This is a genomic window from Demequina sp. NBRC 110056, assembly GCF_002090155.1.
GTDB lineage: Bacteria > Actinomycetota > Actinomycetes > Actinomycetales > Demequinaceae > Demequina.
Window position 1 is genome coordinate 303509 of sequence record NZ_BBRM01000002.1, and the last position, 26082, is coordinate 329590.

Sequence of the window (26082 nt, forward strand, 5' to 3'; positions counted from 1 at the left end):
CGCTCACCGTGACCGACATGGACGTGCTCGTCAGCACGACTGACCCCGACGTTCCGCTGCCTAGCTACTCCCACCCGGGCGACGCGGGAGCGGATGTCACGACGCGAGTCGACGTCGAGCTCGCTCCCGGCGAGCGAGCGACGGTGCCGACGGGCCTGCGGATCGCCATGCCGCCCGGCTACGTGGCCCTGGTGCACCCGCGCTCAGGGCTCGCCGCCCGCCATGGCGTCACCATCGTGAACGCCCCCGGCACCGTCGACGCCGGCTATCGCGGAGAGATCGCGGTCACGCTGCTGAACACCGATGCCCGCGAGACCGTGCGACTGTCGCGCGGGGACCGCATCGCGCAGCTCGTGTTCCAGCGCGTCGAGCGCGCCGAGTTCATCCAGGTGGAGGAGCTGCCCGGCTCCCACCGCGGCGAGGGCGGCTTCGGCTCGACCGGCACCGCAGATCGCCCCAGTGAGGGGCAATCGTGACCGCCGCGCCCGTGACGACGGTCGGGGCCGTCACCGTTCGCGAGGTCGCCGCCGTCGAGGGCCGCATCGTGTCTGTGACCATCGAGCCGCGCGACGCGGCGCCGCAGCTGACCGCGCGCATCGACGACGGCACCGGTCGCATCGACGCGATCTTCATGGGCCGCCGCGAGATCGCCGGCATCGAGCCCGGTGCCCGCGTGACAATCGAAGGCCGCGTGTGCTCCGACGAGGCGGGGCTGCGCGTCTACAACCCTCGCTTCGAGCTGCGCTGAGGGTGCCGGCATGACAGAGGGCCCGGATACCCCAGAGTCTCGAGGCCCCCTCCGCCCTGAGGCAGCCGCCGCCGCTCCGCGGGAGCAGGTGCCACAGGTTCAGCGTTCCGCGCCGCAGGGCGACGCCTCACCGGACGACGCGCCGCGGGGCGAAGCGTCACCGGACGACGCGCCGCGGGGCGAAGCGTCACCGGACGACGCGCGGCAGGGTGACGCCTCACCGGACGACGCCTCACCGGACGACGCCTCGCCGGGCGAGGGAGCAGCGACCGGCGCCCGCACCGGCATGCGGTCGCTGGCCCAGTCCGAGCAGTTCTCCGTCGCGGATGCCGTCGGCGGATGGCGCGGCTTCGCGGAGACGGCCGCCCCGGGCGTGGTGTTCGTCGTCGCCTTCGTGCTGTGGGGCGGCTTCCGCGTCCCCGTGATCGCGTCGGTCGCGACGGTCCTGGTGCTCGTGGTCGTGCGGCTGATCCAGCGCTCGAGCGTCCAGCAGGCGCTCTCCGGGGTGCTCGGCGTCGGCATCGGCGCGATCTGGGCGTGGCGGGCAGGTGACCCCGGCGAGTACTTCGTGCCGGGGCTGTGGCTCAACGCCGCATATCTCGCGGGCTTCCTGGTCTCGATGGTGGTCCGGTGGCCGCTCGTGGGCGTGGTGGTGGGGCTGCTCAAGGGCAGCGGCATGTCGTGGCGAACCGACCGCCGTGCGATGCGAGCGATGCAGCTCGGCACCGCCGTGTTCGCCGCCATGTACGCGCTGCGCCTGGTGGTGCAGGTGCCGCTCTACCTCGCGGACCAGGTCGCGGTGCTGGGCACCGTGAAGCTGGTGATGGGCGTGCCGCTGTTCGCGCTCACTCTGTGGACGGTGTGGCTGCTGGTGCGGAACGCAGTGCCTGGTTCAGCTCCTCAGGATCAGCCTCAGCCGACACGATGAACAACAGCTCGTCGTGAGCCTCGAGCGTGTCCGCGGGGCTCGGCGCGATGGTTCGATCGCCGCGCACGATGCACGACAGCACGATCTCCGCCGGCCACTCGATCTCGCGTAGGGTCGCGCCCACGACGGGCGCGTCCGCGGGGAGCGTCACCTCGACGATCGACGCGCCCGACTGATGGAAGGTGAACACCTTCACGAGGTCGCCGACCGCGACGGCCTCCTCGACCATCGCGGTCATGATGCGCGGAGTCGACACGGCGACATCGACACCCCATTGGGCGTCGTACATCCACTCGTTGCGCGGGTTGTTGACGCGCGCGACGGTGCGGGGCACGCCGAACTCGGTCTTGGCGAGGAACGACACCACGAGGTTGACCTTGTCGTCCCCGGTCGCGGCGACGACGACGTCCATCGTCTCGGTTTGCGCCTCGCTGAGCGCCGCGAGCTCGCAGGCGTCGGCGAGCATCCACTCGGCCTCGGCCACCTGCGCGATGCGCATGCCGGTGGGGTTGTTGTCCATGAGCACGACCTCGTGGCCGTGCTCGAGGAGGTCGCGAGCGATCGAGCGTCCGACGGAGCCTGCGCCGGCGATGAGCACCTTCATGACTGCCCCCCCGGGGGCCGGGACAGGACCCGCGTGACGCGGTCGACCGATCCGACGGTCATCATGAGGTGGAGGCCGTCGCCCGACTGCAGGGGAGTGCTGGCGTCGGGGAGGATGCCTTCGGAGAACCGCTGCAGGTACGCGACGCGTGCCCCGGTGGCCGCCTCGATGTCGGTCATGGTGCGCCCCAGCCACCCGTCGCTGTAGGCGAACGACCGCAGGCTCACCCCGGCCGATTCGTCCGTGTACTTCGCGTCCGTGCCGCCGGGCAGGAGGTGCGCGACGATCTGCGCGCTGGTCCACGGCACGGGAGCCACGGTCCGGATGCCCAGGCGGTCGTACACCTGGGCACGCCCGGGGTCGGAGATGCGCGCGACCACGTTGTCGACGCCGTAGGTCTCGCGCACGACACGCGCCGCGAGGATGTTCGAGTTGTCTCCCGACGACACCGCCGCGAAGGCGTACGCGTCCTCGACTCCGGCGGACACCAGCGTGTCCCTGTCGAACCCCACGCCGGTGATGCGCTGGCCCTGGAAGCCCGCGGGAAGCCTGCGAAAGGCGTCGCCGAGCCGGTCGATGATCGCGACGGAGTGGCCTCTGGACTCGAATTCGGATGCGAGGGCGGCGCCGGTGCGGCCGCAGCCCATGATCACGATGTGCACGAGACCCCACGCTATACCCGCCCGGCCTAGGATGGTGCGACGTGCGACGTATTCTGCTGGGTCTGCGCCGGCTGCTGTTCGGTCAGCCGATCGCTACCGACGCCCTGACGCCGGTGACTTTGAGGACCCGGCTCGCCCTGCCGGTGTTCGGCGCAGGCATGCTCTCGGCCGTCGCCTACGCCCCGGACGCCGTGGTCGACGCGCTGCGTCGCGGCAGCCAGCAGGGAGCCATCCCCTTCATGGCCGTGGGCGTGGTGCTCATCATGCTGCTGCTGGGCTTCGCGTACCGCGCGAACGTCCGCGCCCGGCCCGACGGGCTGGGCGACTACGGCACGGTGCGCGACCTGCTGGGCCGGCGCTGGGGAGTCGTCACGGGAGCCTCGCTGCTCATCGACTACCTGTTCACCGTCGCCGTCTCCGTCGCGGCGGTGACCCAGATCATCGTCTACCTGGTCCCGGTCGCGCGGGGGTGGGCCGCCCTCATCGCGGTCGCGATCATCGGCGTGATGACGATGGTGGCGCTGCGCGTCATCCGTGACCGCGTGCGGGTGATCCTGACGGTGTGGTTCGGCTTCCTCGCGATCCTCACGCTGATGCTGGTCTTCGGTCTGCTGCGCCACGGCGCGGACACCGCCGCTCCCATCCCCGCGAACCCGCCCACGACCTGGACGATCATGCTCGCCTATGCGGGCGCGATCGCCTCCGGTGCCGTCATGGTCACCGGCATCGAGCACCTCGCATCCGCCGCGCCCAACCACGCGGAGCCGCGCGGCAAGCGCGCCGGCCGCACGCTGCTCATCGCGGTCGTCGCGTCGGCGGCCGGCTTCCTGACGGTGTCGATGCTCGCGTGGTCGTACCGCATCACCGGCTGGGCCGACGGTCCGATCCTGCTGCAGACGGCGCAGGAGGTGTTCCGCAGGCCGTTCGTGCTGTGGTTCGTCGCCCTGTTCGCCGGCGCGATCCTGTGGGCGGCCGCGTCTGCCGTGTTCCGGCGCTTCTCGATCCTCGCGTCCTCGCTCGCGAAGGACGCCTACCTCCCGCGTCAGCTGTCGATGAAGAGCGACAGGCTCGTGGTGCGCGGAGGCATCCTTGCCGTCGCGGTGCCCGCGGCGATCATGGTCGCGGCGACCGGCGCCAACGTCGAGCAGCTCGTGCACATGTACGTCGTCGGCGCGTTCACGGCGATCGTGCTGAGCCAGCTCGCGATGGTGCGGCGCTGCACGGACCGGCTGCAGCTCGCCACCGATCGTCGCGAGCGCCGCTCGCTGTTCTCCGAGCGGGTGCTGCACGCGACCGCGGCAGCCGTCGCCGCGGTGGTGCTGCTCGTCGTCGCGATCTTCAACTTCATCAACGGCGCCTGGGTCGCGATCGCGCTCATCATCGCGCTGGTGGTCGTGATGCACTCGATCAACCGCCACTACGCCGCGGTCCGCTCGGACGTCACCCTCCGTCCCCAGGACTCGCACATCGCGTTGCCGAGCGCCACCCACGGCGTGGTGCTCATCGCGCAGCTGCACCGGCCCGCGATCCGTGCGCTCGCGTACGCGAAGGCCGCGAGGCACTCGAGTCTCGAGGCGCTCGGGGTGCGGATGGACGCGCAGGCGGCGCGCGACCTGCAGCGCGAGTGGGGGACCATCGACTCCGGCGTCCCGCTGGTGATCGTCGACTCGCCCTACCGCGACCTCATCAGGCCCGTCATGGACTACGTCGAGTCCATCCACCGCAGGAGCCCCCGCGACGTCGTGGTCGTCTACGTGCCGGAGTACATCGTCGGCCGGTGGTGGGAGCGGGCGCTCCACAACAAGGCCACCAAGCGCCTGCGCAGCCAGCTGCTGAGCCTCGACTCGGTGGTCGTGAGCGCGGTGCCGTGGCACCTCGAGTCCGCGCGCGACCGGCGCGCCGTCGAGGAGGCGCCGCCCAGCCCCGACGAGCAGCTGCCGTGAGCGACACGATTCGTCTCACCGTCGGTGCGCCCGCCCACGGCGGGCACTGCATCGCCCGCCACGACGGCCGCGCCGTCTTCGTGCGTCACGCCCTCCCGGGAGAGGTCGTCGACGCCGTCGTCACCGAGGGTGGGGCCGATGCGCGGTTCTGGAGGGCCGATGCGGTCGCCGTCCTCGAGGCGTCCGCGGACCGGGTCGAGCACGTGTGGCCCGAGGCCGGCCCCGGCGGCGTGGGCGGGGGAGAGCTGGGACACGTCGCGCTGCCGGCGCAGCGCGCCTGGAAGCTCGCGGTGCTGCGCGAGGCGTTCGAGCGCTTCGCGGGACGGGAGTTCCCCGGCTCCGTCTCCGCCGCGAACGGCGACGAGGAGTCCGGCGGGCTGCGCTACCGCACCCGCGTGACCGCCACCGCAGACGCGGAGGGCAGGGCCGCCATGCACCGGCACCGCTCGGACGCCCTGGTGCCCTTGACGGCGATGCCGCTCGCCACGGAGGAGGTGGAGGCCGCGCTGCTCGGCTCGCGCTTCCCCGCGGGCTCGCGGGTCACGGTGGTGGCTCCGTCCGCGTCCGATCTCCGCGTGCTCGCCGACGGTGTTCCGCTGCGCGGCGGCAGGCCCGATCGCCGCGCGAACGCCCCGCGCACGGTCCGCGAGTCCGTCGCGGTGGGCGAGCGACGGTGGTCCTACCGGCTCGATGCCGGGGCGTTCTGGCAGGTGCACCGGGAGGCGCCGAGCGTGCTCGTCGCGGAGGTGCTGCGTCGCGTGGGCGACGCGGCGACGGTCGCCGACCTCTACGCCGGCGCGGGGCTGTTCAGCGTCGCCCTCGCCGACGGCGGCCGCGAGGTGGTGGCCGTCGAGGCCGATTCCCGCGGCGCCAAGGCGGCCCGCCGCAACGTCCACGACGCCCCGACGGTGACCGTCGTCCACGGCGACGTCCGGCGCACCCTTGCCGCCGGCATCGGCGCCCCCGAGGCCATCGTGCTCGACCCGCCGCGCTCGGGCGCGGGGGCGCGCACCATCGAGCAGGTGGCCGGCGCCGGAGCGGCGCGCGTCGTGTACGTCGCCTGCGACCCCGTGGCGCTGGCACGAGACACCGCGCTGCTCGCCGAGACGGGCTACGAGCTCGTCGACGCCGAGGCCTTCGATCTGTTCCCCATGACCCACCACGTCGAGACCGTGGCGACGTTCGCGCGTCGGTGAGCGCGCATCGGCGCTCCTGCGTCATTTTTGCCTGTTCTTGACGCCCTAGGCCGAGACTTTGCCTGCCCGAGGGCCGATAGGATGGGAGGCGGACTGCTACGAAGGAGAGTGCATGAGCGAGAACACCCTGGGATCCAAGGCCACGCTGGACGTCGCCAGCCGCGAGTACGAGATCTACCGCCTCGACGCGGTGCCAGGGCTCGAGAAGCTCCCGTTCTCGCTCAAGGTCCTCGCCGAGGCGCTGCTGCGCACCGAGGACGGCGCCAACATCACCGCGGACCACGTGCGCGCCCTCGCGCAGTGGGACCCGCAGGCCGACCCTGACACCGAGATCCAGTTCACCCCCGCGCGCGTGGTGATGCAAGACTTCACCGGCGTGCCCTGCGTCGTGGACCTCGCGACCATGCGCGAGGCCGTCGTCAACCTCGGCGGTGACCCCTCGGCGATCAACCCGCTCGCGCCCGCCGAGATGGTCATCGACCACTCGGTGCAGATCGACGTGTTCGGCACGCACGACGCGCTCCGCCGCAACACCGAGCTCGAGTACGAGCGCAACCGCGAGCGCTACCAGTTCCTCCGGTGGGGGCAGACGGCGTTCGACAACTTCAAGGTGGTGCCCCCGGGCACCGGCATCGTGCACCAGGTGAACCTCGAGCACCTCGCGCGCGGCGTGATGATGCGCGACACCGGCGACGTCGTCCAGGCGTACCCCGACTCGTGCGTCGGCACGGACTCGCACACCACGATGATCAACGGACTGGGCGTGCTCGGCTGGGGCGTCGGCGGCATCGAGGCCGAGGCCGCGATGCTCGGCCAGCCCGTGTCGATGCTCATCCCCAAGGTCGTGGGCTTCAAGCTCACCGGCGCGATCCCCGCGGGCGCCACGGCGACCGACGTCGTGCTGACGATCACCCAGATGTTGCGCCAGCACGGCGTCGTGGGCAAGTTCGTCGAGTTCTACGGCGAGGGCGTGGGCGCGGTGCCGCTCGCGAACCGCGCCACGATCGGCAACATGAGCCCCGAGTTCGGCTCGACGGCCGCGATCTTCCCGATCGACGGCGTGACCATCGACTACCTGCGCCTCACCGGCCGCTCCGAGGAGCAGGTCGCCCTCGTCGAGGCCTACATGAAGGAGCAGGGCATGTGGCACGACCCGTCTGCGGACGGGTACGTTGAGCCCACCTTCTCGGAGTACCTCGAGCTCGACCTGTCGACCGTGGTGCCGTCCATCGCGGGCCCCAAGCGCCCGCAGGACCGCATCGAGCTGACGGACGCCAAGCAGTCGTTCGGCCGCTCGATCCTCGACTACGCCCAGCACGAGGAGCACGAGCTCCACGGGCTCGACGAGTCCGTCGAGGAGACCTTCCCCGCGTCCGATCCGATCGCCGCCGAAGCGCACGCGGGCGACGCCCCCGAGCCCGCATCGGCCCCGACGGCCGTCGCGACGCGCCGCCCGACCAAGAAGGTGCCGTTCACCATGGCGGACGGCACCGAGACCGAGCTCGACCACGGCGCCGTCGTGATCGCCTCGATCACCTCGTGCACCAACACCTCGAACCCCTCGGTGATGCTCGCCGCGGCGCTGCTGGCCCGCAACGCGCGCGCCAAGGGCCTGTCGGTGAAGCCGTGGGTCAAGACCTCCATGGCTCCCGGCTCGCAGGTCGTCACGGACTACTACGAGAAGGCCGGCCTGTGGCCCGACCTCGAGGGACTGGGCTTCCACCTCGTGGGCTACGGCTGCGCGACGTGCATCGGCAACTCGGGGCCGCTGCCCCAGGAGGTGTCGGACACCGTCAACGAGCACGACCTCGCCGTCGTGTCGGTGCTGTCGGGCAACCGCAACTTCGAGGGACGCATCAACCCCGACGTGAAGATGAACTACCTCGCGTCGCCGCCGCTGGTCATCGCCTACGCCCTCGCGGGCACGATGGACTTCGACTTCGAGGCCGACGCGCTGGGCCAGGACGCCGACGGCAACGACGTGCTGCTCGCGGACATCTGGCCCGACGCCGCCGAGGTCGAGTCCGTGGTCCAGTCGTCGATCGACGCGGACATGTTCGCCAAGGACTACGCGGACGTCTTCGCCGGCGACGAGCGCTGGCAGGGCCTGCCCACGCCGGACGGCAAGACCTTCGAGTGGGCCGACGACTCGACCTACGTGCGCAAGCCCCCGTACTTCGAGGGCATGGGCCTCGAGCCCGCGCCCGTCGAGGACGTGGCGGGCGCCCGCGTGCTCGCGCTGCTGGGCGACTCGGTCACGACCGACCACATCTCGCCGGCGGGCGCGATCAAGCCGGACAGCCCGGCCGGCCGCTACCTCGCCGAGAACGGCGTGGAGCGCCGCGACTTCAACTCGTACGGCTCGCGTCGCGGCAACCACGAGGTGATGATCCGCGGCACGTTCGCGAACATCCGGTTGAAGAACCTGCTGCTCGACGGCGTCGAGGGCGGCTTCACGCACAACTTCGTCACCGGCGAGCAGGACTCGATCTACGACGCCGCGCAGGACTACGCCGCTCAGGGCACGCCGCTCGTGGTGCTGGCCGGCAAGGAGTACGGCACCGGATCGTCGCGCGACTGGGCCGCCAAGGGCACCCGCCTGCTGGGCGTGCGCGTGGTCATCGCGGAGAGCTTCGAGCGCATCCACCGCTCGAATCTCATCGGCATGGGCGTGCTGCCGCTGCAGTTCCCGGCCGGCGAGACCGCCGGCTCGCTGGGCCTCGACGGCACCGAGACGTTCGACATCGCCGGCATCGCGGCGTTCAGCGCGGGGGAGCACCCGAAGGCGCTGACCGTGAAGGCGACCAAGGTGGACGGCTCGGTCGTCGAGTTCGGCGCCGTCGTGCGCATCGACACGCCCGGCGAGGCGGACTACTTCCGCAACGGCGGCATCCTGCAGTACGTGCTGCGCTCGCTGGTGGCCTGAGCCCCAGCGTCGCCCGAGCCCAGGACGCGCGCGCCCGAGCAAGGCGCGCGCGTCCTGCCTTTACAGTGGACTGAAGTGACCGACGAAGGAGGGTCCGTGCTGGAGCGCATCGAGTCGCCGCAGGATCTGCGTGGGCTCTCCGCTGCCGAGCTCGACGAGCTCGCGCAGGAGATCCGCGACTACCTCGTGTCCTCGGTGTCCCGCACCGGCGGCCACCTGGGCCCCAACCTGGGCGTCGTCGAGCTCACCCTAGGCCTGCATCGGGTCTTCGACTCGCCGCGGGACACGCTCGTGTTCGACACGGGTCACCAGTCCTACGTGCACAAGTTGCTCACCGGGCGTCGTGACTTCTCCGAGCTGCGCAAGCGCGGTGGCCTCGCCGGCTACCCCTCGCGCGCGGAGTCCGAGCACGACGTCGTCGAGAACTCCCACGCCTCGACGGCGGTGTCGTGGGCCGCGGGCATCGGGCGCGGCCGCACGCTGCGGGGCGAGGACGACCGCACCACCGTCGCGGTGATCGGAGACGGCGCTCTGACGGGCGGGATGGCCTGGGAGGCGCTGAACTCCCTGGCGGCCTCGCACGACCGCGTGGTCATCGTGGTCAACGACAACGGCCGCTCGTACGCGCCGACCATCGGCGGGCTCGCGCGCCGCCTCGACGGCATCAGGACCGATCCGCGGTACGAGCAGTTCCTCGGCTGGGGCAAGCGCACCTTCGAGGGCCGCGGGCCGTGGCGCAACTTCACGTACCGCTCCGTCATGCACGGCAAGCGAGCACTCAAGGGGCTCATCGCCGAGCAGGGCATGTTCGAGGACCTCGGGCTCAAGTACGTGGGCCCGGTCGACGGGCACGACCTCGAGCAGGTCGAGGCAGCGCTGCGCCACGCCCGTGACTTCGGCGCCCCCGTGATCGTCCACGTGCTCACGGAGAAGGGCCGCGGCTACACGCCCGCGGAGGAGGACGTCGCCGACCGGTTCCACGCGGTGGGCAAGATCCACCCCGAGACCGGGCTGCCCGTCGAGCCGAGCCGCTTCGGCTGGACCAAGGTGTTCGCGGAGGAGATCCTCGCCGTCGCGCGCGAGCGCGACGACGTCGTCGGGATGACCGCGGCCATGCTCGCGCCGGTGGGCCTGCAGCCGCTCGCCGACGAGTTCCCCGACCGCGTCATCGACGTCGGCATCGCGGAGCAGCACGCCGTCACGAGCGCCGCAGGCCTCGCGTTCGCGGGCTATCACCCCGTGGTGGCGGTGTACGCGACCTTCCTCAACCGCGCCTTCGACCAGGTGCTTCTCGACGTGGCGCTGCACGGCGCGGGCGTGACGTTCATGCTCGACCGGGCCGGCATCACCGGCGACGACGGCCCCAGCCACAACGGCATGTGGGACATGGCGCTGCTGCGGCACGTGCCCGGGCTGCGCATCGCCGCGCCGCGAGACGCGACCACCATGCGGCGGTCGTTCCGGGAGGCGCTCGACGTCTCCGATGCGCCCACGGTGGTGCGCTACCCGAAGGGGCCCGTCGGCGACGACCTGCTTGCGCTCGAGTCGGTCGAGGACATCGATGTGCTGGCCCGCCACGGCGGCGCGCCCCGCGTCGTCGTGTTCGGCCTGGGCTCGATGGCCGGCACGGCCCTCGAGACCGCCGAGAAGATCGCCGCGCAGGGCATCGACGTCCTCGCCGCCACCGCGACCTGGGTCCATCCCGTGCCGTCGGGCGTGCTCGACGTCATCGGGGAGGCGGAGCTGGTCGTGACCGTCGAGGACGGGCTGACCGATGCTGGCATGGGCGAGGAGTGGGCGTCGTTTGCGCGGCTCGCCGGGCACGAGGCCCGGTGGATCCACCGCGGCATCCCGCGCGAGTTCCTCGACCACGCCTCGCGTGCGCAGATCATCGAGCGGGTGGGCCTGGAGGCCTCGGCGATCGCCGACGACGCCCTCGCCGCGCTCGACTGACTCCTCCTCTCAGCGAAAGTGGGCCCACTTTCGTCAACGGTGGCCGTTCTTGATGAAGATGGACCCACTCTCATCCTGTGGGTGGGGTGGGGCGGTCGCGGGCATCGGGCCGATGCGGTCGTTCAGTCCTCTGCGGGCTCGGCTGAGGCCTGGTGCGACTCGTGGGCCGCGTGCGCCCGAGCGAACGCCTCGGCGAGATCCGCGGCGATGAGGTCGATCTGCCACGAGCGTGCGCCGCGGCCGGCGAGGAACGAGCGGATCCACTGCTCGCCGCCGCCGCGATACTCCCAGCAGCAGCGCCGCAGCGCATCGGGCTGCAGGAGGTTCTCGGCGGGCACGTCGTGCCGTTCGGTGAGTGTGGTCACGACGTCGCGGGCCTCGGCGAGGCGCAGCGCGGCCTCGGGGCGCTTGTCCTTCCACACACGCGGCTGTGGCGGTCCATCGCCACGAGGACCGCGCTTGGGCGGAAGCTGACGCTCGGGCAGGCTCATCGCAGCCTCGATGGCCGGGTACCAGAACGGCGCGCGCCTGCGCGTGCCCTTCGACTGCCACTCACGGATCTGCACGAGAGCCTCGAGGGAGGAGGGCCTGGCCTGGGCGGCGGCCACGATCGCGGCGTCGCGCAGCACGCGGCCCGGGGAGGTGTCGCGGCGCTGGGCCTCCTTGTCGCGCGCCTCCCACAGCGACTTGACGATGGCGAGCCCGCGCTGGTCCCGGATCTGGTGCGAGCCGGATGTGCGGCGCCAGGGATCGACGCGTGGCTCGGGCGGCGGCGCGGTGCGCACGGCCTCGAACTCCTCGGTGGCCCACGCGAGCTTGCCGGCCTCGACCAGGTGGCCATGCAGGGCGTCGCGCAGCTCGAGGAGCACCTCGACGTCGAGAGCGGCATAGACCAGCCACGAGTGCGGGAGGGGTCGCGTGGACCAGTCCTGAGCCGAGTGCTCCTTCGCGAGCGCGAGGCCGAGCTCGCGCTCCACGACGGCGGCGAGGCCCACCTTGGGCCAGCCGAGCAGGCGCGCGGCGAGCTCGGTGTCGAACACCGAGGCCGGCACCAGGCCGAGGTCGCGCATGCCCGGGAGGTCCTGGCTCGCGGCGTGGAACACCCACTCGGCGTCGCCGAACGCCTCGTTGAGGATCGAGAGGTCGGGGAGCGCGTCGGTGTCGACGAGCGCGATCCCCGCGCCTGCGCGCTTGAACTGCGCGAGGTACGTGGCCTGGCCGTAGCGGAAGCCGGAGGCGCGCTCCGCGTCGGCGGCGATCGGTCCGGAGCCTGCGGCGAAGTCCGCCGCCATGCGGGCCAGACCCTCAGGGGTCGTGATGACGTCCGGCACACCGCCAGCGGGCTCGCGCAGCGGCGTGGCCGCAGGAGCCTCGGCGGCGTCGCCCTCGACGTTCGCGGTCGCGTCGGCGCCCTCGGGCATGGTCGTCACTGAGCTCCTCCACGGATCATGCTCACACCTTCGGGCAGGGGCGGGACGCCCGCGCACGACGCGAGCAGCTCGGTCCAGGCGCCGATGTGTGCCTCGAGGTCGGTCTCGAGCGGCGTCCACGAGGCGCGCATCTCCACCTGGACCTCCTCGGCGCGGCCGGCGAGCTCGCCGTACGCGCGCGACACCGTCCGCGTCACCGTGCCACCGCGCGCCCGATGGGGGACGTCGACGAGCGCGTCGGTGAGCCATGACCAGGCGACGTCCGACCAGAGGTCGTCGGCGGCCACCTCGGCCTCGAGCTGTGCCTTCACCAGCGTCACGATCCTGAACTCGCCTTCCCATGCGTCCTGGCCCGAGGGGTCGTGCAGCAGCACGAAGCGGCCGCTGGCCTCGGTCGCCGGGGCAGTCACCTCGCCGTCGATCGCGGCAGCGAACGGCGCGATCCTCGACGGCGCCGGCGTCTCGACGAGCCGCACATCCGGTCGGGTCCGCGCGCGTCCCAGCGACTGCAGCGCCTCGACGAACCGAGGCGGCGCCTGCGATGGGTCGACGGCCATGCGTCGAGCCTAGTTCCGGGCTCAGGGGCCACCCGGTTCGCCACGCGGTGGCCTCCCACTAGGCTAGACGCCGTACCCCGACCCCCCTCCAGGTAAGGACGCGACAATGGCGCTTGCTCAGATCGGTGTGACCGGACTTGCGGTGATGGGCCGCAACCTGGCCCGCAACTTCGCCCGCAACGGATTCACGGTCGCCGTGCACAACCGTTCGCCTCAGAAGATGCACTCGCTGATCGAGGACCACGGCGACGAGGGCACCTTCATCGGCTCCGAGAGCCTCGAGGACTTCGTGGCCTCGCTCGAGAAGCCGCGCCAGGTCGTCATCATGGTCCAGGCGGGCGGACCCACCGACGCCGTCATCGAGTCGCTGGTCCCGCTGCTGGACGAGGGCGACATCATCGTCGACGCGGGCAACGCGCTGTACACCGACACCATGCGTCGCGAGAAGGATCTCGCCGCGAAGGGCCTGCACTTCGTGGGCTCGGGCGTGTCGGGAGGCGAGGAAGGCGCGCTGCTCGGCCCGTCCATCATGCCCGGCGGCCCGGCCGAGTCCTACGTGACGCTCGGGCCGATCCTCGAGAAGATCGCGGCGAAGGCCGAGGACGGCACGCCGTGCTGCGTGCACGTGGGCCCCGACGGCGCCGGACACTTCGTGAAGATGGTGCACAACGGCATCGAGTACGCCGACATGCAGCTCATCGGCGAGGCATACGACCTGCTGCGCGCCGGGCTGAGCCTGACGCCGGCCGAGATCGGCGACATCTTCGCCGAGTGGAACGAGGGCGACCTCGAGTCCTTCCTCATCGAGATCACGGCCGAGGTGCTGCGTCACACCGACGCGAAGACCGGCAAGGCGCTCGTCGACGTGATCTCCGACCAGGCGGGCCAGAAGGGCACGGGCCGCTGGACCGTCCAGTCCGCGCTCGATCTGGGCGTCCCCGTCACGGGCATCGCCGAGGCGACCTTCGCCCGCGCGATCTCGTCGCAGACCGCTCAGCGAGAGGCCGCTCGCGGCGTGCTCGCCGCGAGCGCCGGCGACTTCCACATCGGCAACCGCACGGGCTTCATCGAAGATGTCCGCCTCGCGCTGTACGCGTCCAAGGTCGTCGCGTACTCGCAGGGCTTCGACCAGATCCAGGCCGCCTCCGAGGAGTTCGGCTGGGACATCGATCGCGGCGCGATGGCGAAGATCTGGCGCGAGGGCTGCATCATCCGTGCGCGCTTCCTCGACCGCATCACCGAGGCCTACGACCGCAACCCCGAGCTCCCCACGCTGCTCGTGGACGACTACTTCCAGGGCGCGGTCGCGAACGGCGTCTCGGCGTGGCGCCGCGTGGTGTCGCAGGCCGCCCTCGCCGGTGTCCCGGTGCCCGCGTTCGGCTCCTCTCTGTCGTACTACGACTCGCTGCGAGCGGAGCGCCTGCCGGCAGCCGTCATCCAGGGTCAGCGCGACTTCTTCGGCGCGCACACCTACAAGCGCGTCGACGCCGAGGGCACGTTCCACACGCTGTGGTCGGGCGACCGCTCCGAGGTCGAGGCCTGACCGCCGCGTCCGCGTCCGCTGAGGGGGAGGGCACCATGATCCCGGTGGTGGTCGGCGGAGACATCGGCGCCTACGCGCTGCTGAGGGCGTTCCACGACCGCTCGGGCGTGCGCGGCGTCGTCGTGTCGCGCCTGCAGACGCGCGCGTTCGCTGACACCCGCATCGCTGACGTGCGCATCGCCGATGTCGACGACGCCGATGCACTCGTGGAGTCCCTCGTCTCGCTCGCCCAGGAGCGGGCGGGGGAGCGGCTCGTGTTGCTGTCGAACGCGGACTGGTACGTCGAGTCCATCATCGCTCGGCGGGCCGAGCTCGAGCCGCACTACGAGATCCCCATGTGCTCGGCCGAGTCCTTCGCCCGCGTCGAGTCGAAGCAGGCGTTCCAGGAGGACTGCGAGGCGCTCGGCATCCCGGTGCCGCGCACCGTGGCCGTTCGGTTCGAGGATGGCCAGGCACAGCCGGATGGGGAGCTCGAGTCGCTCACGTACCCGGTGATCGGCAAGGCGAGTTCGTCGGCTGAGCACTACAAGGTCGACTACCCGGGCAAGCTCAAGGTCGCTCACCTCGCGACGCGCCGCGAGGTCGAGGACCTCGTGAGCCGGATCGCGGCGAGCGGGTTCTCGGGGACCTTCCTGCTCCAGGAGTTCATCCCGGGAGACGAGACTCAGATGCGGTCCCTCACGGCGTACCGCGACGCGCGCGGCGAGGTCACGCTGCTGTGCACCGGCCGCGTGCTGCTCGAGGAGCACACGCCGGGCACCCTCGGGGTGCCCGCCGCGATCCTGACGGAGCCGTACACCGACGCGATGGACGCGATGGTGCGCTACCTCGAGCGGGTCGACTACCGCGGGTTCGCCAACGCCGACTACAAGCGCGACCCCAGGACCGGGGCGCACGTGTTCTTCGAGGTCAACCCGCGCATCGGCCGCAACAACTGGTACGTCACCGCCGCCGGCGCGAACCCTGCCGACCACGTCGCGGCGGACCTGGACGGCACGACGATCGCGCCGGTCCGCGCGACGCGCGAGGTGCTCTACTCGGTGGTGCCGCTCGGGCTGCTCAAGCGCTACCTCCCGGACGCCGGCCTGCGCGAGCGGGTCCTCGCAGCGGCCAAGCGCGGCGTCGCACGGCCGCTGCACAACCCGGCGGACGGCTCGCTGGCGCGCAGGCTCACCATCGCGCTCCTCACGTGGAACTACCGCCGCAAGTACCGGGAGTTCTACCCCGAGCCGACCGAGACGGGGCACTGAGCCGTGCCAGCGGCGGGGAAGGGCCGCGCGTGAGCGCGCACCTCGTCGGGCGCCGCCCGCACGTCGAGCCCGAGGCGCTGATCTCCGCCCTCGTGCCGCCTCCGCACTTCGCGCAGGCGTCGTTCGACACGTACGTGCCGGACCCGGACTTCCCCAGCCAGGAGGCCGCCGTCTCCGAGGTGCGCACCTTCGCCAAGGGCGTGACGCGCCGCGGGCTCGGCGTGCTGCGGCGCTCGAGCGGCGGGCGGGGCATCTATCTCGACGGCGGCTTCGGCGTCGGCAAGACCCACCTGCTCGCGTCGCTGGCGCGCGAGGTCGGCGACCGGGCGGTGTTCGGCACCTTCGTCGAGTACACGCACCTCGTGGGTGCCATGGGCTTCCAGGCGACGCGCGCTGCGCTGCAGGAGTTCGCGCTCGTGTGCATCGACGAGTTCGAGCTCGACGATCCGGGCGACACGGTGCTGATGGCGCGGCTCATGCGGGAGCTCGCCGATGCGGGGGTCGCGCTGGCGGCGACGTCCAACACCCTGCCGGGATCGCTGGGTCAGGGCCGGTTCGCGGCGGACGACTTCAAGCGCGAGATCCAGGCGCTGTCGAGCGTGTTCGAGGTGATCACGATCGACGGGCCCGACTACCGGGGGCGCGGCGACCTCACCTTCCCGGCGCCCGCCACGGTCGACCAGGTGCTCACCGCGACCGCGGGTGACTCAGGGGCATGCGAGGACTGGGCAGCCCTCATGGAGGACCTCACGCATGTCCACCCGAGTCGATATGGGGCCTACGTCGAGGGCGTCGAGGTGCTCGGGCTGCGCGGCGTCGAGCCGCTGGCCGATCAGGGTCAGGCGCTGCGGGTCGTCTCGCTCGTCGACCGCCTGTACGACCGCGACGCGAGGATCGTCGCGTCCGGTCACTCCCTGGGCGACATCTTCTCCGCGGACATGCTGCGCGGCGGCTACCGCAAGAAGTACTACAGGGCGCTGAGCCGGTTGCTCGCTATGGTCGCGGGGGAGCCGGACCATCGGCCGTGATCGCCCGGCCGTCGGGCGAGGCCCGGCGTAGCGCCGCCACGCGCTCCTTCTCCGCATCGACGTCGAAGCTCGCCGGCGGCCACGTCAGGTCGAGGGACTCGAGCGCGCTCGTGAGTAGCTCGGTGATCGCGAGCCTCGCGTACCACTTGTGGTTGGCAGGGATCACGTGCCACGGGGCGCCGTCCGTGGAGGTGCGCCGGAAGATGGCTTCGTAGGCGTCGCGGTACTCCGCCCAGTGGGCGCGCTCGTCGAGATCCGCGGGGTCGTACTTCCAGTGCTTGTCCGGACGGGCGAGGCGACCCTCGATGCGGTCGAGCTGCTCATCGAGCGACACGATGAGCGCGCACTTGACGATCGTCGTGCCCTCCTCGACGCGGCGGGCCTCCCACGCGTTGATCTCGTCGTAGCGCCCCTCCCACTCGGCGCGCGGCACGAGGTCGTGGACGCGAGCGACGAGGACATCCTCGTAGTGCGAGCGGTCGAACACCCCGATCCGCCCGGCGCGCGGCAGCGCGCGCTCGATGCGCCACAGGAAGTGATGCTCGAGCTCCTCCGCCGTGGGACGTCCGAAGCCGCGGCTCGTCACTCCTTGCGGGTCCACCATGCCGAGCACGTGGCGGACGATCCCGCCCTTGCCTGCCGTGTCCATCCCCTGGAGGACGAGCAACACGGAACGGTGCCCTCCGGTGCGGCCATCGGCGAAGAGTCGCTCCTGGAGGTCGGCAAGGTCCTCCCCGCGCCGGCGCATCACCTTCACGGCGTGTTTCTCCTCCCCGTCGAACCCTGGTGTGGCGCCAGCGTCGAAGCCGTCGAACGAGAAGCCCTCGCCGGCGCGCAGCGCCGAGGCGGGGGGCTCGATCCAGCGGTCGCGCTTGGCCATGGACGGCTCCTCGGGTCTCGCCTGCAAGGGTGCTCCCACGCTAGTGCCTCGATGAGGGCCGCGCTCGGAGGCGGCCGAGGTGTGGCCGTGGTGCGGGCGGCGGAGCGACTGCGCACCCTCCCGTCGAGCGCGAATGGAGGGACCCTGCTACACAGGTGAGGCGTGCCGTGGGCGGCCCATCGCATCCGGGCGCATGCATCCAGGGGAGGCGTCATGAGCAACGGCAACCAGGCGGCGGCGGGCGGTGGCGCGGTGTACGCGCTCGGCATCTTTGGCGCCGTCGTCTACTACTGGCAGGTCGCGGAGGGCTTCTGGGGGCACGTGGGCGCGATCTTCCAGGGCCTCGTGTGGCCCGCCTTCATGGTGTACGAGGCCTTCGACGCGCTCGGCGCGTAGCCGGTCGCGCGGCGCGGCGACTGCGCTCTTCTGGCCTCGTCACTTGACGGCGCTCGCGCGCGGGTCAGCGGCGACCCGCCGCGCGGGACAGCGGCAACCCGGCGCGCGGGACAGCGGCAACCCGGCGCGCGGGTCAGTGGCAACCGGCCACGCGGGACAGTGGCAACCCGGCGCGGGGATCGCTCAGGCCTGGGGCTCGACGACAGCGACGGCGTCGGGCGCGAGCTCCAGTGCGCCGTCGCGCTCCGCGACAGCGCCGAACGTCGCCACCGGGGTACCGCTCACGGTCACCGGCTCGGCCGAGAGGTTCGCGTGCACCTCGAGCGGGCCGTGCATCACGAGCACGCGCGGGGCAGGCTCCGAGGCGCCTGCGGGGTGGGCGAGCCACGCGTCACGGGGCGCGATGCGGGGCCTGAGCGCCATGAGGTCGGCGAGCCACGAACGCAGAGCGTCGTGGGCTGCTGAGGCCGCGCCCACGCCCGAGCCGAGCTTCGACCGCAGGAAGGTGAGGCGGTCCTGCGGATCGGGCACCTGCACCTCGCCGCCGTACAGCTGCTCCCAGCCGTGGCCCGCGAACTCGCTCATGCGCCCCTCGGACACCGCGGAGCCCAGCGGCTCGTCGTGATCCGTGAAGAACATGAACGGCCGTGTCTCGCCGTACTCCTCGCCCATGAACAGCATCGGGGTGAACGGGGACAGCAGGATCAGGGCGAGGGACGCGGCCTGCGCGCCCAGTGACAGCGTGGACGCCGGTCGGTCTCCGATCGCACGGTTGCCCACCTGGTCGTGGTTCGAGGCGCACACGACGAAGCGCCGCCGGTCGACGTCGTCCGCGACGGGGGCGCCCCAGGCGCGTCCGCGGAACGGCGAAGGCGTGCCGTCGTGCCAGAACACGCTGCGGTAGACCTTGTCGAGCGCCTCGATCGACCCGAAGTCCACGTAGTAGCCGTGGCGCTCCCCGGTCAGATACGCGTGCAGGGCGTGGTGGACGTCGTCGTTCCACTGGGCGGTCATGCCGAGGCCGCCGTCCGCGGTGGGGGTCACCATGCGGGCGTCGTTGAGGTCGGACTCCGCGACCAGGCCGAGAGGGCGGCCGACGCTGCGCGCCAGCGCGGCCGTCTCGTCGGACAGCTGCGCGAGGATGTGCCGGGAGGAATCGTCGCGGATCTCGTGGACGGCGTCGAGGCGCAGGCAGTCGGCGTGGAAGTCGCGGAACCAGCGCAACGCGCTGTCGCAGATGAGGCGCCGCATCCCCTCGGAGTCGGCCTGGTCGACGTTGACGGCCCAGCCCCACGGCGTCTCGTGGGCGTCGGTGAAGTAGGGGCCGAACTTCGACAGGTAGTTCCCGTCGGGACCGAGGTGGTTGTACACCACGTCGAGGCAGACGCCGAGACCCGCCTGGTGCGCCGCGTCGACGAAGCGCTGCAGGGCCGCGGGACCGCCGTAGGTCTCGTGCACGCCCATGAGAGACACGCCGTCATAGCCCCAGCCGTGGCGACCGGGGAACGGGGCGAGGGGCATCAGCTCGACGATGTCGACGCCGATCGCCTTGAGGTCCGGGAGTTGCACGATCGCGGCGTCGAGGGTCCCCGTCGGGGTGAACGTCCCGACGTGCAGCTCGTAGAACACGGCGCCGAGCGCATCGACGCCCTCCCAGGACGCGTCCTGCCACCGGTGCATCCCGGGCTCGAACACGCGGGACGGCCCGTGCACCCCGTAGGGCTGCTGCGCGGAGCGCGGGTCGGGCCAGGGACCCTCGCCGTCGACCTCGTACGCGTAGTCCGTGCCGGGTGGCAGGTCGGGGCCCTCCCACCAGCCGTCGTCGGTGCGAGCCAGGCCGACGCGACCACGGTCGGTCTCGGGTGCGCCGATCACCGCGACCACCGCATCGGCCGCGGGCGCCCAGACGCGCGCGCGCATCAGGCGGCCACCAAGAGCGCGACGGGCAGGTGCGGCAGCAGCGCCGTGAGCGCTTGAGCGCCGCCGTCGAACTCGCGTCCGGACAGCAGGTCCGTCCATCGGCCCTCGGGCAGCGTGACGGTGTGATCGCGCCACCCGCCGAGCCGCTCGAGGTCGAGGCCGAGGCGCGTCGCGACGGTGATGACGCGCGGGGCCTCGTCCACCGTGCGCGCGAACACGACGGCGTGGCCGGAGCTCGACGGCAGCGCGTGGTAACCGCTCTCGGGACCGGTGAACGCCTCGGGATGATCGCGGCGCGCCTGCAAGGCACGTGAGGTGACGAGCAGCTTCTCCTCGTCGAGGCTGCGAGCGCGGGCCCCGGTCTCGAGTCGTCGCAGCAGCTCGGCACGTGCCTCGAAGTCCACCGGCCGCCGGTTGTCCGGGTCGACGAGCGACGGCGCGACGAGCTCGGTGCCCTGGTAGACATCGGGAACGCCTGGAACGGTGAGCTGCACGAGCTTCATCGACAGGATGCCGGCGCGCGCGCCGGAGGCCGTCGCCTCGTGCCAGTCGCGCACGATCGAGCGGACCGCGGAGTCCGCGTGCGTCGACTGCGCGAACCATAGGACGGCCGACTCGTAGTCGGCGTCGACATCGGTCCACGTCGTCATCGTCTTGGCTTCGCGCATCGCCTTGACGAGGTAGCCCTCGAGCCGGTCCCACTCCATGAACGTGTGCTCGTCGGAGGTGCCGGCGAGGGTCTGCCACCAGAGGTTCTCGGTGCGCCCGTCGAGAAGGGCGGGGCGAATCCGCGCGGTGGCGTCCTGCAGCCGGGTGACGGTCGCGTCCCACTCCTCTGCGGCCTCGGACAGCACCGACAGGCGCGCACGCACGTCCTCCGAGCGCTTGGTGTCATGTGTCGTGAGGCACGTCATGGCGTGCGGGAACGACTGCTGCTGCTCGCCCGCCCAGGCGTGGAAGGCGGCGGGCGGCAGGGCGAAGCGGCCAGCTGGTGAGCCGACCTCGCACAGCGGCAGGAGGTGCGTCCACCGGTAGTACGCGGTGTCCTCGACGCCCTTCGCCATCACGGCGCCGCAAGCCTGCTGGAAGCGGGTGATGAGCTCGCGTCGGTTCGCGTCCTCGGTGCGTCCGGCGGAGCCGACCTCGGCACCCTTGAGCAGGTCGACGACCACCTCGAGGGTCTCGTGGCGCTCGTCGTCCAGGACGGTGAGCGCGCGCTCGACAGCATGATCGATCGCCTCGAGGGACGGCTGCTTGGGGGGCGTGCCGGCGACGACGTATGCGCGGTAGCGCTCGAAGGTCACCAGCAGGGTGCGAATGCAGTCGTACAGCGCGCGCCACGTGTGGTCGCGCAGGCGCACGTCGGAGTGGCAGATCTCGTGGGCGATCGTGGCGAGGCGGTGCACCTCGCTCGACAGCGAGTCCTTGACGATCTCGCGCTTGGCGTCGGAGATGAGGTCGGGGAGCGTGCCCATCGCGTCGCCGGCGACCCGATGCAGGGTGGCGGCGAGCGGCGACGACCCGGCGGGGTCGCGCAGCAGCGCTCCCACCCTCCAGGAGGCGTCGTAGCCCGTGGTTCCTGCGGTGCGCCAGGACTTGGGAAGCGCCTCCTCGCCCTCGAGGATCTTTTCGACGACGATCCACGCGCCGTCGGTCGCCTCCGACAGCCGGGCGAGGTAACCCGCCGGATCCGCGAGCCCGTCGGGATGGTCGATGCGCAGCCCCTGGAGCGTGCCGTCCTTGATGAGGTCGACGATCACGCGATGCGTCGACTCGAACACGTCCTCGTCCTCGACGCGCACCGCCACGAGCGATCCCACGTCGAAGAAGCGGCGATAGTTGAGCTCCTCGTTGGCGACCCGCCAATAGGCGAGCCGGTAGTGCTGCTGGTCGACGAGGTCGGCGAGCGGCAGGTTCTCCGTGCCAGCACGCACGGGGAAGACGTGCTCGTAGTACCGCAGGACGGGGACCTCGCCGTGGTCCTCGAACCCCGGGATGACCATCCGATCGAGCGTGAGCTCTCCCGACGCCAGCACGGTGCCGATGCGGTTGCCCAGCACCGGCATCAGGACTGGGTCGCCGCTGGACCAGTCGACGTCGAACCAGTGCGCGTGGTCCGAGTCGACGCCCTCGGCGAGGACCGACCACAGCGCCTTGTTGAAGTACGCCGGGGTCGGGACGGCCATGTGGTTGGGAACGACGTCGGCGATCAGGCCGATCCCGCGCTCACCGGCCTTCCAGGACAGGTCGCGCAGCGCGTCCTCGCCCCCCAAGGCGTCCGCCACGTGGGAGTGGTCGACGACGTCGTAGAAGTGCGTCGAGCCGGGCGCGGCCTCGAGGATGGGGGAGAGGTATAGGTGGGTCACACCCAGCGCCTCGAAGTAGTCCAGCCGGGACGCCGCATCGGCGAACGTGAAGTCGGCGCTCAGCTGCAGCCGATACGTCGATCCCGGCACCACGGCGTCCGCCGCGTGCCCGTACCTGCGCGAACGGTCATGACTGGCCTCTGACATCGAGCGGTGCCTCCATCGGTGACGTTGTCATCATCCTCGCAGATGGAGGTGACGGTGACGTTTCGCGACGGACGCTCAGGCGACGACGACCTCGAGATCGACCTCGATGTTGCCGCGCGTGGCGTTCGAGTAGGGGCACACCTCGTGCGCCTTGTCGACGATGCTGCGTGCCGTCTCCTCGTCGACGCCGACCAGTCGCACCTGCAGGGTGACGGCGAGGCCGAAGCCGCCGCGCAGGCCGATCGGACCGATGCCGACCTTCGCGGTCACCTGCGAGTCCTCGACCTTGGCCTTGAGGGACTTCGCCGCCTGGCCGATCGCGGAGTTGAAGCACGCCGAGTACCCGGCGGCGAAGAGCTGCTCGGGGTTGGTGCGCTCTGCCTTCTTGAAGGGCTTGGGCGTCGCGAGGTCGAGGTCGAGCAGGCCGTCGTCGGTGGCGACGTGGCCGTTGCGGCCGTCCCCGGTCGCGGTGGCGGTGGCGGTGTAGAAGACCTTGGGCTTGTCGGCCATGGGAATCGCTCCAGCTCTCTCTTGTTGACTAGGTCGTCTACGTGAACCGACGTAGGCTCGAGAACATTCCTGCGGAGGTGATGACGGTGAGGACTGAGGAGAGTGCCGCTGCAGCGCCGATGCGCGGGCGGGCTCGTGCGGCCATCCTCACGGTCGCGGTGGCTCGGTTCACGGCGGACGGCATCCGCGCGGTGAGCGCCGACAGGGTGATGGACGAGGCCGGCGTGTCGAAGGTGACGTTCTACCGCCACTTCCCGACGAAGGACGACCTCGTGGTCGCCTACCTCGAGCACGAGCTCGCACGTGTCCAGGACGCGGTGGCCCAGGCGCGCGACGACGGATCGCGGGAGACGCTCGGCCAGGCGCTCGCCGACGAGATCTGCCGGCCGGGCTTCCGCGGCTGCCCATTCATCAACGCGGCGGCAGAGTACCCCGACCCGACCAGCCCCGTACGGGCGGTGGTGACGCGGTTCCGCGACTGGATGATCTCGACGATCGCTACAGCCCTGACGGAGCGCGGCGTGCCGGAGGCCGGCGCCTCGTCGACGGCGCGGCGCATCATGATGCTGCGCGACGGAGCGCTCGTCGAGGGGTACGTGAGCGGCGACGCCCGAGGCGTCGCGCGCGAGCTCGAGGCCGGGGTCGCGGCGCTCGTGAACGCCACCGAGGCGCACTGAGCGACTCGACGTTGGCGTGCCTACCGGCGAGTGGAAGGAATCGCGGCGAGCGCGCCGCGGTTGCACCGGCCATGGACTCCTGGGACGTACGTGACTGGAGGGCGCGCGTCGACGCGCTCTACGCCGAGGTGAGGGCGCAGGAGCGGCCCGAGCGAGCGCATCGGCTGTGGGTCATGGGGCGCGATCGTCTCCTCGTGAAGCACCCGGCGTCGCCGGTGCCGCCCGAGCATCGGGAAGGATTCGGCGCCCAGTACGCGCCGTACGACCCGGAGTACCGGTTCGTCGTGCCCGTCACGGCCGCCGAGCCCGAGCGGCGCGAGGTGCCGACCCCCACGGACGGCGTGGTCCCCTTCGAGCGCATCGGCCGTGTGGAGCTTCCCGAGCTCGGAGGGCTCGACGTCTGGTGGCTGGACTCCTACGGCGGGGGCGTGTTCCTGCCCCTGCGCGACGCCTCGCCGACGTCGTACGGAGGCGGCAGGTACGTGCTGGACACCGTGAAGGGCGCCGACCTTGGCGGGGCCAGAGACGCCTTGGTGGTCGACCTGAACTTCGCCTACCAGCCCTCGTGCGCCTACTCGAGCGACTGGGTGTGCCCGCTCCCGGGCCCCGGGAACACCCTCACCGCAGCGGTCGAGGCGGGGGAGCGGTACGTCGCCCTCGACTAGCGATCGAGCTGCGGCGGATCCGTCTGCGCGGCGCTGGCGGCGAGGTCACGGCGTGCCGTCGGACGGCCCGCCAGGAACCACACGATGGCACCCAACGGCGGGAACACGATCGTGATCACGAGCCAGACGGCCAGCACGCGACCGCTGAGCACGGAGGAGTGTCGCAGCTCCGACACGACCGCCGCGACGGTGATGGCGACGAGGGCGAGGGCCACGAACCCCCACACCGCGTCGTAGCTCGCGGGGACGACGGTCATGGGGTCGATGCGCATGCCTCGAGGGTAGTGGCGAAGACGCCGAGAGCCGTCCCTCGGGACGGCTCTCGTGTGGTGGGCGATACTGGGATCGAACCAGTGACCTCTTCCGTGTCAGGGAAGCGCGCTACCGCTGCGCCAATCGCCCGAGGTGGAGACGGGATTCGAACCCGTGTATACGGCTTTGCAGGCCGCTGCCTCGCCTCTCGGCCACTCCACCGTAGTGCCGCGGCCTGCCGGCTTTGGCGCTCCGAGCGGACGACGGGACTCGAACCCGCGACCCTCACCTTGGCAAGGTGATGCTCTACCAACTGAGCCACGTCCGCATGGCCCGTGCTTGCGTCTTGGGCCGTAGAAGATGATAGCCGATTCCTGGCGGCCGACCCGCCATCGACGCCGCGAGTCGCCCGGGACGCCGGCCGTCGTCAGCGGCGCACCCGGTACGACAGGTGCAGCACCCGTTGGCCCTGGACCACGGTGTGCGGGCCGTCCATCAGCCTCGGCTCGGCGATGGTGCCGAAGTAGCGCCGCCCGGTGCCGAGCACCACGGGAGCGACGTCCATGCGCACCTCGTCGACGAGCCCGGCCGCGAGGGCCTGGCCCCCGACGTGTCCCGCGGAGATCTCCACGACGCGGTCGCCTGCCAGGTCCTTGGCTGCGGCCACGGCGGCGTCGACCCCGTCGACGAAGCGGAACGGGGCAGCGGGATCCCAGTCCTCGGGAGGCGGGCGATGGGTGACGACGACCACGTGCTCGACGCCGCTCGGAGGATCGCCTCCGAAGCCGTCGGCGAGGTCGAAGCTGCGCCGCCCGACCACGGTCACCCCGATGCTGTCCCAATACGCCCGAGTGTGGTCGTACGACGCCTGGGAGACTCGCAGCACGCCGCTGTCGTCGAGCGGCACGTCGCCCTCGACGAGCCAGTCGAAGAGAGGGCCGGGCTGGTCCGCGGCATCGGCGATGAAGCCGTCGAGCGACACCGTGGCATACATGACGACGTGGCTCATGGCCGCTCCTCGGACACGCGCGGCGGTGGCGCCGCTGTCCTCGGAGCATATGCCCACCGCGCGTGGTCCGGCTCGCTGGGTCGTGGGATGACGAAGGCCCCGGCGGAGAACTCCGTCGGGGCCTCGGTGGTGGGCGATACTGGGATCGAACCAGTGACCTCTTCCGTGTCAGGGAAGCGCGCTACCGCTGCGCCAATCGCCCGAGGTGGGTACGGGATTCGAACCCGTGTATACGGCTTTGCAGGCCGCTGCCTCGCCTCTCGGCCAACCCACCGTGGTCGCCAACTGAGGTTGGCAAGGAACCTACGAGCGGACGACGGGACTCGAACCCGCGACCCTCACCTTGGCAAGGTGATGCTCTACCAACTGAGCCACGTCCGCGTGTCGGGGCTGATGCCCTGACGAGATAGGAACTCTAGCCCATCCGAGCCGGGGACACAAAACGGGGTCGGGGCGCTCTCGGGAGGTCGGCGCGGGGCCCACTACCGTGGA

23 protein-coding genes and 6 tRNA genes are annotated in these 26082 nt (G+C 71.4%); 13 read left to right on the plus strand and 16 right to left on the minus strand.

The genetic code is table 11. The annotated features are described in order from the left end of the window. Positions 1 to 17: 17 nt before the first annotated feature. From dut to B7K25_RS01440, 3 genes are all read left to right on the plus strand, one after another. Entirely contained in the window at positions 18 to 476 is a 459-nt protein-coding gene (gene dut, locus B7K25_RS01430; RefSeq protein ID WP_084104487.1) for a dUTP diphosphatase, read from the plus strand. After that, positions 473 to 748: an OB-fold nucleic acid binding domain-containing protein gene (locus B7K25_RS01435; protein ID WP_084103546.1), complete on the plus strand. Its 276-nt coding sequence runs from the start codon at positions 473 to 475 to the stop codon at positions 746 to 748. The genes dut and B7K25_RS01435 overlap by 4 nt, the downstream gene beginning before the upstream one ends. 88 nt (positions 749 to 836) lie before the next feature. Continuing rightward, positions 837 to 1676, plus strand: a complete 840-nt coding sequence (locus tag B7K25_RS01440; RefSeq protein ID WP_144018799.1) for a DUF3159 domain-containing protein — start codon at positions 837 to 839, stop codon at positions 1674 to 1676. Here the strand turns inward: B7K25_RS01440 and B7K25_RS01445 are convergent. Together B7K25_RS01445 and B7K25_RS01450 are read right to left on the minus strand one after the other, a co-directional pair. After that, positions 1594 to 2280: a TrkA family potassium uptake protein gene (locus tag B7K25_RS01445; RefSeq protein ID WP_084103550.1), complete on the minus strand. Its 687-nt coding sequence runs from the start codon at positions 2278 to 2280 to the stop codon at positions 1594 to 1596. The two genes, B7K25_RS01440 and B7K25_RS01445, sit on opposite strands and share 83 nt — an antisense overlap. Continuing rightward, on the minus strand, positions 2277 to 2942 hold the full coding sequence (locus B7K25_RS01450; protein WP_234988026.1) for a TrkA family potassium uptake protein: 666 nt from the start codon (positions 2940 to 2942) through the stop codon (positions 2277 to 2279). The genes B7K25_RS01445 and B7K25_RS01450 overlap by 4 nt, the downstream gene beginning before the upstream one ends. Before the next feature lie 41 nt (positions 2943 to 2983). Between B7K25_RS01450 and B7K25_RS01455 the strand changes: the two genes are divergently transcribed. The 4 genes from B7K25_RS01455 to dxs all read left to right on the plus strand — a co-directional run bounded on the left by B7K25_RS01455 (position 2984) and on the right by dxs (position 10960). Next, a complete protein-coding gene (locus B7K25_RS01455; RefSeq protein ID WP_144018800.1) occupies positions 2984 to 4885 on the plus strand; it encodes an APC family permease in 1902 nt (633 codons plus the stop codon). Next, positions 4882 to 6081 carry a class I SAM-dependent RNA methyltransferase gene (locus tag B7K25_RS01460; protein WP_084103554.1) on the plus strand — a complete coding sequence of 400 codons (1200 nt, stop codon included), beginning with the start codon at positions 4882 to 4884 and terminating at the stop codon, positions 6079 to 6081. The genes B7K25_RS01455 and B7K25_RS01460 overlap by 4 nt, the downstream gene beginning before the upstream one ends. Before the next feature lie 112 nt (positions 6082 to 6193). After that, on the plus strand, positions 6194 to 9007 hold the full coding sequence (locus B7K25_RS01465; protein ID WP_084103556.1) for an aconitate hydratase: 2814 nt from the start codon (positions 6194 to 6196) through the stop codon (positions 9005 to 9007). A gap of 75 nt (positions 9008 to 9082) precedes the next feature. Then, positions 9083 to 10960, plus strand: a complete 1878-nt coding sequence (gene dxs / locus B7K25_RS01470; protein ID WP_084103558.1) for a 1-deoxy-D-xylulose-5-phosphate synthase — start codon at positions 9083 to 9085, stop codon at positions 10958 to 10960. Positions 10961 to 11082: 122 nt separating this feature from the next. Here dxs and B7K25_RS01475 read toward each other — a convergent pair whose 3' ends face one another. Together B7K25_RS01475 and B7K25_RS01480 are read right to left on the minus strand one after the other, a co-directional pair. Further along, complete coding sequence (locus tag B7K25_RS01475; RefSeq protein WP_084104489.1) at positions 11083 to 12381, minus strand: HRDC domain-containing protein; 1299 nt, start codon at positions 12379 to 12381, stop codon at positions 11083 to 11085. Positions 12382 to 12386: 5 nt separating this feature from the next. Further along, complete coding sequence (locus B7K25_RS01480; protein WP_084103560.1) at positions 12387 to 12947, minus strand: DUF3000 domain-containing protein; 561 nt, start codon at positions 12945 to 12947, stop codon at positions 12387 to 12389. 106 nt (positions 12948 to 13053) lie between these two features. Here B7K25_RS01480 and gndA point away from each other — a divergent pair, with 106 nt between their 5' ends. Genes gndA through zapE form a run of 3 tightly spaced genes read left to right on the plus strand, consistent with a single transcriptional unit; the run spans position 13054 to position 16768 of the window. Then, positions 13054 to 14490, plus strand: coding sequence for an NADP-dependent phosphogluconate dehydrogenase (gene gndA / locus B7K25_RS01485; protein WP_084103562.1), 1437 nt, complete (start codon positions 13054 to 13056; stop codon positions 14488 to 14490). A 35-nt stretch (positions 14491 to 14525) separates the two neighbouring features. Beyond that, the gene (locus B7K25_RS01490; RefSeq protein WP_084104490.1) at positions 14526 to 15740 is read left to right on the plus strand and encodes a carboxylate--amine ligase; all 1215 of its coding nucleotides are present in this window, start codon (positions 14526 to 14528) and stop codon (positions 15738 to 15740) included. A 29-nt stretch (positions 15741 to 15769) separates the two neighbouring features. Then, positions 15770 to 16768 (plus strand): cell division protein ZapE, encoded by a 999-nt coding sequence (zapE, locus tag B7K25_RS01495; RefSeq protein ID WP_234988027.1) that lies wholly within the window; start codon positions 15770 to 15772, stop codon positions 16766 to 16768. On the opposite strand, the gene B7K25_RS01500 is transcribed toward zapE, so the two are convergent. Continuing rightward, on the minus strand, positions 16734 to 17648 hold the full coding sequence (locus tag B7K25_RS01500; RefSeq protein WP_084103564.1) for a PPK2 family polyphosphate kinase: 915 nt from the start codon (positions 17646 to 17648) through the stop codon (positions 16734 to 16736). The two genes, zapE and B7K25_RS01500, sit on opposite strands and share 35 nt — an antisense overlap. 213 nt (positions 17649 to 17861) lie before the next feature. Between B7K25_RS01500 and B7K25_RS01505 the strand changes: the two genes are divergently transcribed. Further along, positions 17862 to 18044: a hypothetical protein gene (locus B7K25_RS01505; protein WP_084103566.1), complete on the plus strand. Its 183-nt coding sequence runs from the start codon at positions 17862 to 17864 to the stop codon at positions 18042 to 18044. A 183-nt stretch (positions 18045 to 18227) separates the two neighbouring features. On the opposite strand, the gene treZ is transcribed toward B7K25_RS01505, so the two are convergent. The 3 genes from treZ to B7K25_RS01520 form a co-directional block, all read right to left on the minus strand. Then, entirely contained in the window at positions 18228 to 19964 is a 1737-nt protein-coding gene (treZ, locus tag B7K25_RS01510; RefSeq protein WP_084103568.1) for a malto-oligosyltrehalose trehalohydrolase, read from the minus strand. Beyond that, on the minus strand, positions 19964 to 22477 hold the full coding sequence (gene treY / locus B7K25_RS01515; protein WP_084103570.1) for a malto-oligosyltrehalose synthase: 2514 nt from the start codon (positions 22475 to 22477) through the stop codon (positions 19964 to 19966). The genes treZ and treY overlap by 1 nt, the downstream gene beginning before the upstream one ends. Positions 22478 to 22552: 75 nt before the next feature. After that, the gene (locus tag B7K25_RS01520) at positions 22553 to 22987 is read right to left on the minus strand and encodes an organic hydroperoxide resistance protein (protein ID WP_084103572.1); all 435 of its coding nucleotides are present in this window, start codon (positions 22985 to 22987) and stop codon (positions 22553 to 22555) included. Positions 22988 to 23067: 80 nt separating this feature from the next. Between B7K25_RS01520 and B7K25_RS01525 the strand changes: the two genes are divergently transcribed. Beyond that, on the plus strand, positions 23068 to 23664 hold the full coding sequence (locus B7K25_RS01525) for a TetR/AcrR family transcriptional regulator (protein ID WP_371328271.1): 597 nt from the start codon (positions 23068 to 23070) through the stop codon (positions 23662 to 23664). 71 nt (positions 23665 to 23735) lie between these two features. After that, entirely contained in the window at positions 23736 to 24329 is a 594-nt protein-coding gene (locus B7K25_RS01530) for a DUF1684 domain-containing protein (RefSeq protein WP_084103575.1), read from the plus strand. Here B7K25_RS01530 and B7K25_RS01535 read toward each other — a convergent pair. From B7K25_RS01535 to B7K25_RS01570, 8 genes are all read right to left on the minus strand, one after another. Continuing rightward, positions 24326 to 24601, minus strand: coding sequence for a PLD nuclease N-terminal domain-containing protein (locus tag B7K25_RS01535; protein ID WP_084103577.1), 276 nt, complete (start codon positions 24599 to 24601; stop codon positions 24326 to 24328). The two genes, B7K25_RS01530 and B7K25_RS01535, sit on opposite strands and share 4 nt — an antisense overlap. A 55-nt stretch (positions 24602 to 24656) precedes the next feature. Then, positions 24657 to 24731 (minus strand) — tRNA-Val (locus B7K25_RS01540). 1 nt (position 24732) lies between these two features. Next, positions 24733 to 24803: transfer RNA gene (locus B7K25_RS01545), tRNA-Cys, on the minus strand. Positions 24804 to 24836: 33 nt separating this feature from the next. Then, positions 24837 to 24909, minus strand: a tRNA-Gly gene (locus tag B7K25_RS01550). Between the two features lie 99 nt (positions 24910 to 25008). Further along, positions 25009 to 25590 carry a dihydrofolate reductase family protein gene (locus B7K25_RS01555; protein ID WP_084103579.1) on the minus strand — a complete coding sequence of 194 codons (582 nt, stop codon included), beginning with the start codon at positions 25588 to 25590 and terminating at the stop codon, positions 25009 to 25011. 127 nt (positions 25591 to 25717) lie between these two features. Beyond that, positions 25718 to 25792: transfer RNA gene (locus tag B7K25_RS01560), tRNA-Val, on the minus strand. Position 25793: 1 nt separating this feature from the next. After that, a tRNA-Cys gene (locus B7K25_RS01565) sits at positions 25794 to 25864 on the minus strand. 34 nt (positions 25865 to 25898) lie between these two features. Continuing rightward, a tRNA-Gly gene (locus B7K25_RS01570) sits at positions 25899 to 25971 on the minus strand. Positions 25972 to 26082: the final 111 nt, after the last annotated feature.